The 11558-nt window shown below is 27.8% G+C and carries 13 protein-coding genes, 1 tRNA gene and 1 pseudogene; 6 read left to right on the forward strand and 9 right to left on the reverse strand.

Going from position 1 to position 11558, the window contains the following annotated elements:
* The first annotated feature begins 47 nt into the window (after positions 1–47).
* Positions 48–623 carry a DJ-1 family glyoxalase III gene (locus AVBRAN12654_RS05235; protein WP_214119649.1) on the forward strand — a complete coding sequence of 192 codons (576 nt, stop codon included), beginning with the start codon at positions 48–50 and terminating at the stop codon, positions 621–623.
* 282 nt (positions 624–905) lie between these two features.
* On the opposite strand, the gene AVBRAN12654_RS05240 is transcribed toward AVBRAN12654_RS05235, so the two are convergent.
* Positions 906–980, reverse strand: a tRNA-Gly gene (locus AVBRAN12654_RS05240).
* A gap of 63 nt (positions 981–1043) precedes the next feature.
* The gene (locus AVBRAN12654_RS05245) at positions 1044–1940 is read right to left on the reverse strand and encodes a GGDEF domain-containing protein (protein WP_336612316.1); all 897 of its coding nucleotides are present in this window, start codon (positions 1938–1940) and stop codon (positions 1044–1046) included.
* 200 nt (positions 1941–2140) lie between these two features.
* Here AVBRAN12654_RS05245 and fliQ point away from each other — a divergent pair, with 200 nt between their 5' ends.
* Both fliQ and AVBRAN12654_RS05255 read left to right on the forward strand, forming a co-directional pair.
* Positions 2141–2407: a flagellar biosynthesis protein FliQ gene (fliQ, locus tag AVBRAN12654_RS05250; protein WP_214116269.1), complete on the forward strand. Its 267-nt coding sequence runs from the start codon at positions 2141–2143 to the stop codon at positions 2405–2407.
* The gene (locus tag AVBRAN12654_RS05255) at positions 2404–2826 is read left to right on the forward strand and encodes a Sua5 YciO YrdC YwlC family protein (RefSeq protein ID WP_214116267.1); all 423 of its coding nucleotides are present in this window, start codon (positions 2404–2406) and stop codon (positions 2824–2826) included. Before fliQ ends, AVBRAN12654_RS05255 begins: the two co-directional genes overlap by 4 nt.
* 1 nt (position 2827) lies before the next feature.
* Here the strand turns inward: AVBRAN12654_RS05255 and AVBRAN12654_RS05260 are convergent, their stop codons facing one another.
* From AVBRAN12654_RS05260 to AVBRAN12654_RS05285, 6 genes are read right to left on the reverse strand one after another with little or no spacing between them, the layout of a single operon-like run.
* On the reverse strand, positions 2828–3655 hold the full coding sequence (locus AVBRAN12654_RS05260; RefSeq protein ID WP_336612317.1) for a 4-(cytidine 5'-diphospho)-2-C-methyl-D-erythritol kinase: 828 nt from the start codon (positions 3653–3655) through the stop codon (positions 2828–2830).
* Entirely contained in the window at positions 3655–3897 is a 243-nt protein-coding gene (csrA, locus tag AVBRAN12654_RS05265) for a carbon storage regulator CsrA (protein WP_214116264.1), read from the reverse strand. Before csrA ends, AVBRAN12654_RS05260 begins: the two co-directional genes overlap by 1 nt.
* A complete protein-coding gene (truB, locus tag AVBRAN12654_RS05270) occupies positions 3891–4688 on the reverse strand; it encodes a tRNA pseudouridine(55) synthase TruB (protein ID WP_336614066.1) in 798 nt (265 codons plus the stop codon). The genes csrA and truB overlap by 7 nt, the downstream gene beginning before the upstream one ends.
* Positions 4688–5086 (reverse strand): META domain-containing protein, encoded by a 399-nt coding sequence (locus AVBRAN12654_RS05275; protein ID WP_336606976.1) that lies wholly within the window; start codon positions 5084–5086, stop codon positions 4688–4690. Before AVBRAN12654_RS05275 ends, truB begins: the two co-directional genes overlap by 1 nt.
* Positions 5083–5640 carry a TlpA family protein disulfide reductase gene (locus AVBRAN12654_RS05280; protein ID WP_214119653.1) on the reverse strand — a complete coding sequence of 186 codons (558 nt, stop codon included), beginning with the start codon at positions 5638–5640 and terminating at the stop codon, positions 5083–5085. Before AVBRAN12654_RS05280 ends, AVBRAN12654_RS05275 begins: the two co-directional genes overlap by 4 nt.
* Positions 5641–5649: 9 nt before the next feature.
* The gene (locus tag AVBRAN12654_RS05285) at positions 5650–6489 is read right to left on the reverse strand and encodes a hypothetical protein (RefSeq protein ID WP_336606977.1); all 840 of its coding nucleotides are present in this window, start codon (positions 6487–6489) and stop codon (positions 5650–5652) included.
* Positions 6490–6564: 75 nt separating this feature from the next.
* Between AVBRAN12654_RS05285 and AVBRAN12654_RS09555 the strand changes: the two are divergent.
* A pseudogene (locus tag AVBRAN12654_RS09555) lies at positions 6565–7338 on the forward strand (nitrate- and nitrite sensing domain-containing protein); the annotation flags it as partial.
* Between the two features lie 648 nt (positions 7339–7986).
* Entirely contained in the window at positions 7987–8511 is a 525-nt protein-coding gene (locus AVBRAN12654_RS09560) for a methyl-accepting chemotaxis protein (protein WP_442862318.1), read from the forward strand.
* A gap of 21 nt (positions 8512–8532) precedes the next feature.
* Here the strand turns inward: AVBRAN12654_RS09560 and AVBRAN12654_RS05295 are convergent, their stop codons facing one another.
* Entirely contained in the window at positions 8533–10740 is a 2208-nt protein-coding gene (locus tag AVBRAN12654_RS05295; RefSeq protein ID WP_336614068.1) for a molybdopterin-dependent oxidoreductase, read from the reverse strand.
* A gap of 65 nt (positions 10741–10805) precedes the next feature.
* Between AVBRAN12654_RS05295 and AVBRAN12654_RS05300 the strand changes: the two genes are divergently transcribed.
* Positions 10806–11354: a biotin transporter BioY gene (locus AVBRAN12654_RS05300; RefSeq protein ID WP_214116243.1), complete on the forward strand. Its 549-nt coding sequence runs from the start codon at positions 10806–10808 to the stop codon at positions 11352–11354.
* Positions 11355–11558: the final 204 nt, after the last annotated feature.

An 11558-nucleotide genomic window follows, 5' to 3' on the forward strand; every position in this document is an offset into this window, starting at 1 on the left:
TTAATTTTAATTAATATTATTCTCTAATCTAATTAAAAGGAGTAAAAATGAAAAATATTTTAGTGCCTATGGCAAATGGAGCTGAAGATATTGAATTAATTAGCATTATTGATATTCTTCTAAGAGCGAAAAATTATGGAGCTAATATAAATGTAATTTGTGCTAGTTTAGATGATAATTTAGAAGTTACACTAGATACTGGTATGGTTTTAAAAGCTAAGGTAAAACTAAGCGAAGTTGATACTAAAAACATTGATGCAATTGCATTAGCAGGTGGTTTTGGTGGTATGACAAACCTTAAAAATAGTGAAAAAATCAAATCAATTTTGCAAGATTTAAATTCTCAAAACAAATTAATAGCAGCAATTTGTGCTTCTCCAATAGTTTTAGCAAATGCTGGGGTTTTAAGTGATGAATTTACTTGCTATCCAGGTTGCGAAGAAGGAATTAAAGGAACAAGATTAAATGAGCCTGTAGTAGTTCGTAAAAATATAATCACAAGTGCTGGACCTATCACTTCATCTTATTTTGCACTTACAATAGTAAAAGAAATGGGATTTTTAGACCAATTTAATGGAATGCTTGATGGTTTATTAATAAATCAATTCGGAATTAAATTCTAATTAAAATATATTGAGTGTTTTTCAACACTCAATTAAAATATTTTCTTCTAACAAAGGAGCTAAAAAAGCTAGAACAAAATACTTTTTTAAAAAAATATAAAATGAAAAAGATTGATTAAAAATGAAGTGGCCGGGGAAACCGGATTTGAACCGGGAGGCTTTGCAGGCCCATGCCTTACCGCTTGGAGGTGCAGACCTGAACCGGCACGGTAAAAACTACCGAGGGATTTTAAGTCCCTTGCGTCTACCATTTCCGCCATCTGGGCAAAATATGTAAAATAATGGAGCGGGAAACGAGGTTCGAACTCGCGACCCCAACCTTGGCAAGGTTGTGCTCTACCACTGAGCTATTCCCGCACTTATGAAATAAAGACAGAATTATATATTTTTTTTCTTAAATTAAACTTAATTATAAAAAAATTATGAAACTTGTATATTTACACAATTTTTGCCGCTTTTTTTACCAAAATATAATTCTTGATCGGCAATTTTAAAATAATGCTCAAAACTATCTTTACAAGGATTTTTAATAAAAATACCACCAATTGTTATAGTTGGTTGTATGTTATATTTTTTCAATTCTTGTTTTGAAACTGAATTTTTTACTACATTCATATAGTATTCTGCTTCTTGATTGTTTTTTACATTTAATTTCACTACAAATTCTTCGCCACCCCATCTAGAAACAACGCCTTTAAGCCCTAACATTTCATACTGAATTGCTGATGCTACACTTTTTAAAACTATATCGCCTATATCATGACCATAAGTATCATTAATTCTTTTGAAATTATCTATATCACAAACAGCTATTAAAATTGATTCATCTTTATTAAAGTTAGGAATTATCTTTTCTTCAAAATACTTTCTATTAAAAAGACCTGTTAGAAAATCTCTATAAACCAAATAAGTTAAGTCGGATAATTTTTTATTTGAAGTAACCGTTGCAAGACCACCATAAATTAACATAAATACCGAACTTGAAAATGTATTAATATAGAAAAACAAATCTTGACTATTACTATATTCACCTACTAAATAATGTCTAAAATAATATAAACCATATATGCTAAAAAGCAAAAATAAACTTACTGATATTCTATAAAGCCACTTGCTAAAAAATGTAAATTGCAAGAAAAATAAGCACATCATAATAGTGCTAAATCCACTTTCAAACCCTAAATAATAAGAACCCATAATTTGGTGTAAAAATATTTCGGCAAATGCTACAAAAAACGCTGCTGTTATTTTGTCTTTTAAATAAAAGCAAATTGCTACAAAATAACTCGTTATTGAGTAAATATTAAAAATAGCCATAGGAAAAATACCATTAATTAAAAACAAAAAACAATAAACACAATGTGTAATAAATATAGAAACAAGTAGCCAAAGGTTTATGTCTATTTCTTTTAATAATTTAATAAAATCGTTTCTAATGGGTATTCCTTGTTTTTTAATAATAAATAGTTAAGTAATTTTGCCTAAAATTGTTTAACACTTTGATGATAAGGATTAATATGGAAAGCACTTTAGTTGCACTTGGGGTATCAACTTTTAAAATAGCACTTTTATTATCACTTCCGATGCTCTTAGCTGGACTTATTGCAGGACTTTTAATAAGTATATTTCAAGCGACTACGCAAATTAACGAAATGACTTTAAGTTTTGTACCAAAAATCATTTTAGTTGTTGTAATAATAATATTCTTAATGCCTTGGATGATGAATCAAATGATAGATTTTACAACTATGATATTAAATAAAATTCCAAGTTTTGTTAAATGATTTATCTAGCACAAACCGATACTACAGCTGGATTTTTAAGTAAAGATTATAAAGAAATTAATTTAGCTAAAAAAAGAGAAATCAATAAACCTTGCATAATCACAAGCACATATCTAACTAGCCTTAAAAACCTTGCAAGAGTTCCAAATAAATTTAAAAATCAAGTAAGAAAAGCTAAAAAAACAACCTTTATATATAAAAACCAAATATCATTTAGGCTAGTAAATGATAATAAACATAGTTTATTTTTAAAGAATTTTAAATATTTATACTCAAGTAGTGCAAATTTGCACGGGTATGAATTTGATATAAATTATGCAAAAAATATAGCTAATGTGATTGTGGATTTGGATTTAGCTCAAAAAAGTTCATCAAAAATGTTTAAAATAAACAATTCTAAACTAAAACAAATTAGATAAATTATGATTTAAGTTTAAAAAAACTACCCCCACTACCACTTAAAAATAAGCCCTTATTAGCATAGTCTAAAGTGATAGAATATAAAGCATTGCAAGGTTTTAGCAAATCGTTTAAATCATAATTTGTAAAATTATTTAAAAGCTCTTTTGTCTTTAATTTACTTAATTCATCATTTGCATAATATTTTGGCTCTTTTGCAAATTCACTAAAAACATCTTTTGTGCTACAAGGTGTGCTAAATTCTAATGAAAAATCGCATAAATCATCGCTAAAATCATCAATTATCTCACCATATCCACTAACATTAGCACTCTTTAACCCACTTTCAAAAAAGCTCACATCAGCCCCACTAAGCCTAGCAATTGCTTTAGTATCAAAAGGCTTTATATCATTTAATAGTTTTATAAAACAAGCAGCATTAGAACTAGCACCGCCAAGTCCTGCAAAAGTAGGGATATTTTTGTGTAAAACTAAAGCAAAATTATTTTGAAATTCTTGTTTTAAATTCTCATCAATCAGACTTAAAACTTTTGAAAAAATATCGCTTTTAGAATAAAAATTACTTACTAAATTATCATTTATCAAATAAAATTTATCCATCAAAACATCTTGTTTAAACTCATTTTCATAAGTAATTCCATTGATTTTTAATAAAGAATTTAAATTAGGAATTAAAGTTTTATCTAAATTCCTAGCTTCGCTTTTAGGTATAAAATAAAGCTCATCATATAAATTATCAATTCTATAAAATCTTGAAATTAATTGATGATAATTATCTTTTTTGCCTGTAATTTTTAAAAAGATATTAATCTTTGCAAAAGCTTTCATTATTTATCTTTTTTATACATTGAAAGTGAGCTTACTAAACTATCTAGCAATTCACTTGAAGATGCAGCTGATTGGATATTTTCATCTTTTATAGAATCTACTAATTCATCTCTTAAAATTAAAGTTTGTTTAGGAGCTTCTATACCGATTTTTACCGAATCGCCCTTTATTTCAAAAATCTTAATTTTAATCCCACCATCAATAACTATTCCTTCGCCTGCATTTCTTGATACTACTAACATTTTTCCACCTTATTTAAAATATATTCTATTTTTTCATCTAACCTAATAATGCTAAAACAATCTCCTAAATCTATTTTATAGGTTTTATAATCTTGTTTTTTAAAATCACTTAAGCTTAATTTTTTGCCTAATAGCAAGTCGTTTATATCGCCTAAATAAAAATTTTCTTCTAAATCAACACTTCCAAAAGCATCATAATTTATAAAATCTTTAAAGCCGCCTTCACTAAGTCTTCTTAAAGCACTTAAAGTCCCTTTTACGCCTAATTCATCGCAAATTAGCTTAGCGTATGAACGAACATAAGTGCCTTTACTAGCACTTAATCTAAAGCTTATAAATGGGAAATTATAATGCAAAAACTTAGCTCTCACACTCATTATACACTCATTTAGCTCAACCTTTTCGCCATTTCTAGCTAACTCATATGCTCTTTTACCATTGATTTTTTTAGCACAAAATATAGGCGGAGTGTAAGTTATATCGCCTTGGTATTTAGTAAAAGCTTTAATAATTTGCTCTAAACTAGGCTCTTTAACACTACAAAAGCTTATGTTTTCATTATCTAAGCTAGGACTAACTGCACCAAGCCAAATCGTTGCTTCATAGACTTTTGGCTCAAGATTTAAAAAGCGAAATAATTTTGCATGTTTTTTATCAGCACAGAGTAATGCCCCGCTAGCAAATGGGTCAAGTGTGCCTGAATACCCTAGTTTTAGCCCTAATTTTTTACCTAATTTTAAAGCGTAAGAATTAGAACTAATATTAATTGGTTTGTTTGCTAGAAAAATCATTATTCAAAAATAATTTTTACTTTATCGTTTTCTAAACCATTTTCTATTATTTGCATACTTGTAAGACTACTAGCAACTGCGTTTTCTACTTCCATTACTTGATTAGGACACATCATTTTTGTGCTTGCTGGATTTTCATAATAAATATTATTATTTTCTTGTTTTATAGCACTAAAAATTCTATTGCAACCTACAAACATTCCTAATTTATTATCTTCAATTATTAAAGACCAATTACTAGAATTGCTATATTCTTTATTTGTATCTTTAACTATAATTTTTGATATTTTATATTCTTTATTTTCTAATTTTTTCACTTCTTTTGCTACCTCAACATTGTTAGTATTCGCACAGCCAAAAAAAGCTAATACGCTTAATAATATTAAAGATTTTTTCATTTATTTTCCTTTGCTTTATTTATACTCTCTCTTAATAATCCCTCATCAGCTTTACCTAAAATAAAATACTCATTGCCTAGTTTTTGATACTTACCATCTTTTAACATTACCTTAAAAGGTAATTGAACCTGAGTATTATATTTTATATCATCGGTTATTGCTTCTACTATCAAATCTGCTCTTTTATCATTTGTTAAAAAATAATACGCATTATAGTTCTTTGCAAATTCTTTTAATTTTTCATTATCAGCTTCTTCTGCATAAGATAATCCAACAAACACTAAATCATCTAAATGCTTTGATTGTATATCAAAAAGCATTGGAGCTTCGGCTCTACAAGGCTGACAAAAAGTCCCAAATATATCAATAATTAAAATTTTATTGCTATCAACCAAACTAAAGCCATTTTCTTCTCTTTTGATTTTTATTTCTTGATTATCCCAACTTTTTAAAGTTAATATATCTCCAGTTTTAATACTTGTAGTTTTAGCTTCATCGTTGCAAGCGCTAAAAAATAAAGCAATAAAACTAGCAACAAACAATAATTTTTTCATAACCACTCCTTAAAAACTTCTAATAAATACACTATGCATAGGTTTTCCATCTTTATCAAGTTTGTAATACTTAAATGCAATCTTGGTTCCTATGTTTAATGGTTTATTTATTTCGTTAATATTAAAACCACTGCCTATAGTAATAGTTGTAAGTTCGTTATTATTTAATTTTTCATCAGTAAATTTAGTAAGGGCTCTTAAAGCATTAATCTTTTTCCATTGGCATTCATAATTAATTAGCTTGCCTTCATTGTTTAAATTAGTTTTTGATATAACGCAATTATCTTTATAAAACTTTCTAATTTGCACTATTTTATCTTGTCTTGGAACATCATAATCAGTATTCTTTTTATGTAAATATACACCTTCTGATTCTTTTAAAATAACTTCGTTAAAAAAATCTATAAACTCATCTTCGCTATTAAATTCATTTTGAACTACAAATGTAATATTTTTATTAGGATGCTCTTTTAAATAATCTCTTAAATAATTTAACCTATCTTTTAAATCTCCCTTTTGATTAGGGACATCAACCACATAAAACTTAGCACATTTAAGCTTATTTAACATAACATCATTAAAGGTATCATAATAATCAGTCCCACAAAATAAAAGACCTTTTATCTCAAAAGGTGGGAAATCCTTTGTAAATTCTTTACTAATTTCATAAGTTTGATTGTGATTATTATATAACTTTTTACCATCCCAATTAGCACCCATACCATCAAGATATTCGCTCACATAATAATCTCTTACATCAATACTTTTTAATTCATCAAAATCACTACCCTTAAATGAATTACCAAGTAAAGTTGAAAAAAACATACAAAAAATTAAAAAAAATTTCATCCGTTCTCCTAAAATTTATATAATTCTTTAAAAAACTTTAAAATAAAAATCTAAATCTATTAATTAAGGGGACTTATGATTTCTAAAATATCTATTTCTAAAAAACTTTTATTGCTTACAAGCACATTTTTAATTATATTATTAATTTATAATATTTTGCTAATTAAAAATAGTTATAAGACATATAATTCTTCAATAATTGCTCAAGATAGCGTAAAAATCATATCAACAAATAGTGAAATAATTCATTTATTACAAGTAGAGCGTGGTCTTAGCGTAGGATTTTTAGCTGGTGCAAATAAACAAACTTTAATAGAACATAGAGCTAAATTTATTTTAAATAACGACTTAAAAAACGAAGTTGATAGTCTAAGAAATATGGTAGATAATAAGGCTAATAGAGCTGTAGTATTACAAAATTATACTAATTTAATAAATCAACAAATCAAAAAAGTTAAAGATATTTCTCAAAGTCTTGATGAAAGCTATGCTAGTTTAAGCGATGCTCTTAATTTAGTATCTACTACTAAAGAAAGATATGGCTTATTAAGGGGGACTTTAAACGGAGTATTTAATGCAAATACTATGGATATTAATACTTTTTCAAACATTAGCTATTTAAATACAAGCATTACTGGAAAATTACAAGAATTAAAAGAACTAAAGATTAATTTTATTGATGAATATTTAAAAAATCTTTCAAATCTTGAAAGCTATAAAAAACTTCAAGAATTTATATCAACTGCTATGAATAATAATATAAATGGTAATTTTAATATAAATGCAAATGAGTTTTTCCAAGTAGCTACTAATGTGATAGAAGATTATAAAAAATTAGAAAACGAAATAACAAATCAAATTCTAAATAAAGCAAATATAAATAAGTCTGAAGCTCAACAAGAAATAATTATTCAAATAATAATAGCCTTATTAGCACAGATTTTAAATATGTTTTTAGCCTATATAATATCTAAAAATATCATTAAAAATCTTAGTTTAATTAATACTGGTCTTAATAGCTTTTTTGATTTTTTAAGATATAAAAGCAATGATGTAGATAAAATAATCACAAATAATAAAGATGAATTTGGCAAAATGGCTATGCAAATAAATGCAACCGTATTAGAACTAAAGCAAAATTATGAAAAAGACCAAACCTGTATAAATGAAATTACAAATATTACAAATTCTATCAAACAAGGTAATTTAAATAATGAAATCACCAGCGAACCTTACAATCCAAAAATAAAAGAATTAAAAGAAATTCTAAAAGAAATGTTGCAAACTCTAAAACTAAAAATAGGAAAAGATATTAACCAAATTGATGAACTATTAAAAGAATACTCAAATATGAAATTTAAAAATAATATAAAAAACCCAATAGGAGAAATAGAAAATAGCCTAAATACCTTGCAACAAGAAATTAAAAATATGCTTTATTCTCAAGAAAATATAAGCAATACTTTAAAATCAAATTCTAATAATTTAAAAGAAAATATGAAACTTTTATTAGATGGTAGTAAAAAGGCTAAAAACAACCTTGAAGAAAGTGCAGTAGCAATCAATCAAATGTCAAGTTCAATGACTGCAGTAGCTCAAAAAAGCCAAGAAATAATCCAACAAAGCGATAGCATAAAAAGTGTAATTGATGTTATTAGAGGCATTGCAGAAGATACAAATTTATTAGCTTTAAATGCTGCTATTGAAGCAGCGCGTGCAGGTGAGCATGGGCGTGGATTTAGCGTAGTTGCAAGTGAAGTTGGCAAATTAGCTAATAACACTAGCTCTTCATTAAATCAAGTAGAAGCTAATGTAAAATTATTAGTCCAACAAATTCACGATATTGGTATGAGTATAGATGAACAAACTCAAGCAATTAATCTAATCAATACAACCATAAGCGAAATTGATGAGCTAAGTAAAGAAAATGATAATATTGCAAATGATACAAATAAAGCTGCAAATAGCGTAGATAGCCTAGCTAGCAATATTTTAGATGATTTAAACAAAAAAGAATTTTAATTATCCTAGTTTTTAGGATAATTAAAATAAGAATTTATAATTTAAATTCTTAATAATTTTCGGAGCTTTAAAGCAGTCTTTCTCCCAGTTTTTAATGCCATTAAATTTTTCTATATCTACTTTACAAGTGTGAGCAGTGTTGCTATTTGATACCGCTGAACTTGGGCTTGAGCTTGTTAGCAAATTTACATTTCCATTTAGGCACCTTTTACCATCAATTTGCCACCAAGCACCTTGAAAAATCAAAATATTATTAGGATTAATATCACAAATTATTCTAGCCCCCGCTAAAATCTCACCCCTATCATTAAAAACTCTTACAATATCTCCTTGCTTAATACCCTTTTTAATAGCTAAATCTTTATGCAAATAAACAGGCTCTAAATCATTTTCACTATCTCTTATATCGCTATTATGTAGTTGTGAATGAAGTCTATAAGGACTATGTGCAGAAGTTAAAAATAAAGGATATTTGCTTAAAAGCTCATCTTTTTGCTCGTATTTTGCGATATTGTTTTTTATACTTAAATTAATATTTTTTATGTTTTTAAATCTTGTAAAAGGCTCTAACTCGCTTAAGCCCTGCACTTTTTCATAAGATTTTTCTAAAAACTCATCAAACTCACTTAAAATTATTCCTTTTTTAAAATATCTTTCTTTAATATCTAAATAAGCTAATTTTACTAAGTCTAATTCATCTAAATCACGGCAAAATTCATAAGATTTATTAAATCTTTTTGCTATTTCTTTGCATATTTCAAAATCACTTTTTGTGTTATAAAAAGGCTCTTTTATAGGTTTTAGTGCAAAAATTATTTCTTTATTCGTGCTTTGCTCTATATCATAACGCTCCCCTTCAATAGCAATAGGCAAAACAATATCACTCATCTTAGCTTGAGCCGTCCAAAAAGGCTCAAGTGTGATAATGCACTCAAGATTATTTAAAGCCTTTAAACTCTCATTGCTATTTGGCTGATGGGTAAGGTATGAGCCACAAGCATTTATCATTAATTTTATATCAGGATAGATGATTTCTTCATCTTTATAAGTGCTTTTTGTATTAGGCCTTAATAAGCACTCGCTAAGTCTTGAGCTTGGGATATAATGATTTTTGCCTTTTATTTCGCCTAAAAGTGCATTTATATCGCTTAATTTTTCTGTATTTTTTGCACTCTCACCCTTGCAACCACTGCTTAAATTAAACTCAATCCCTAAACCATCTTTGCCTATATATCCGCACATAGCAGCTAAGCAAATTATTGCTAGGTAGTTAAATTCTCCGTTTAATTGTCTTTGAATTGACCTACCTAATAAAATATTACTAGGATTATTTTTAAGCTTTAAGGCTAGATTTTCTAAATCATTTTTGCTAATACCACAAATCTTACTAGCCCATTCTAAGTCCTTATTTACCCCGTCGTTTATACCTAGAAAATAGTCTTTAAATGTATCAAATCCTGTGGTTTTACTCTCTATAAATTCTTTATCATAAAGATTATTAGTATAAAGATAATTACACATTCCAATAGCCATCGCCATATCAGAATTTGAATTAGGAGTTAGAGTTGTTGCATTCATCATTTTTGCACTCTCATTAGCTCTAATATCTATAAAAATTACTTCAATATCTTTATTTTCAGCCATTTGTTTTAGATATTTTTCGTGTTCGTGCATAGGAATATCGTGAGCAATTTTACTTGTAATAATAGGATTAGCTCCCCAAAACACCACTACTTTAGCGTGTTTGATTATTTCTTTATAATCAGTTGCTCTTTCATAAACACAAGATGAGCCAAAAACATAAGGCATACTAGCTATTGCAGAGCCGGTTGAATAATCTCCTAACTCAAAGACCCCGCCACCAAGAGCATTGATAAGTCTATGAATTAGCATTCTACCCCAGCCGATTTTACCTACCCCACCCCATTCGTAACTTTCAGCATAAATACTGCTAGAGCCGTATTCTTCATAATATTTTTTAAGATTATTTGCAATTAATTCAAAGGCCTTATCCCAAGAAATCTCTATAAACTCATCATCTAATCTATCCTTAGAACCATCTAAAAATCCACGCCTAACGCAAGGATTTTTAATTCTTGAGCTATGATTTATTCTGCTTGTGTAATGATTAATCAAATCAGTCGGGGCTTCATCGTAAATAAAAGGCGTAATTTTATCATCTTCTAAATAAAATGCCCCTACTCTAGTGGCTATTAAATGTTTTTTCATAATTCTTCCTTTATAAATATTATTTTTAGTATATAATCATTTTTTAATTTTACAAAGGAGGGATTATGTTAGCAGCTTTAAAAAGTTTTTGCTTAAAGAAAAATACCGCAAGCAATACAGCTAAAGTATTACTAGCAAGTATTTTAATAGCATTTGCTGCTAATTTAAAAATAAGCATAGACATCATACCCTTTACTATGCAAACTATGGTGGTTTTAACTATATCTTATGCTTTAGGCTCAAGACTAGCTTTATTTAGTTTGATTTTATGGTTTTTAGAAGGTTTGTGTGGCTTTCCTGTGTTTGCTAGCGGTGGTGGTTTGCACGCAATTTTAAGCCCTAGTGGTGGGTATATTTTTGGTTTGATTGCTATGGGTTATATTATGGGAAAAGCTAAAGACCATGATATAAACAATGTCTTTGCGTTAAGTTTATATGCTCTAGTAGCTACTGCGGTGCTTTATATTTGTGGCTTATTTATTTTAAGCTTTTATGTTCCTAAGGATAAAATACTTAGTATAGGGTTATATCCTTTCATAGTAACTGATATTGCAAAAGCATTTTGTGCTGCATTGCTTATAAATCCTGCTTATAAACTATTTAAAAACTTATAATTTATAAGTGCTTTTAAGTCAATAAATCATTTTGACTAAAAGCATTTTTTATTAAATTTCACATTTTTTTATATTTTTTTCAAAAAACTCTTGACAAACAAAATTTTCTTGGCTATTATTACGCTTTTACTTAAAGATTACTACTTATTCCGGATTAGCTCAGCGGTAGAGTAGGCGGCTGTTAACCGCTTGGTCGTAGGTTCG

The sequence above is a fragment of the Campylobacter sp. RM12654 genome (assembly GCF_020137585.1).
Classification (GTDB): domain Bacteria; phylum Campylobacterota; class Campylobacteria; order Campylobacterales; family Campylobacteraceae; genus Campylobacter_E.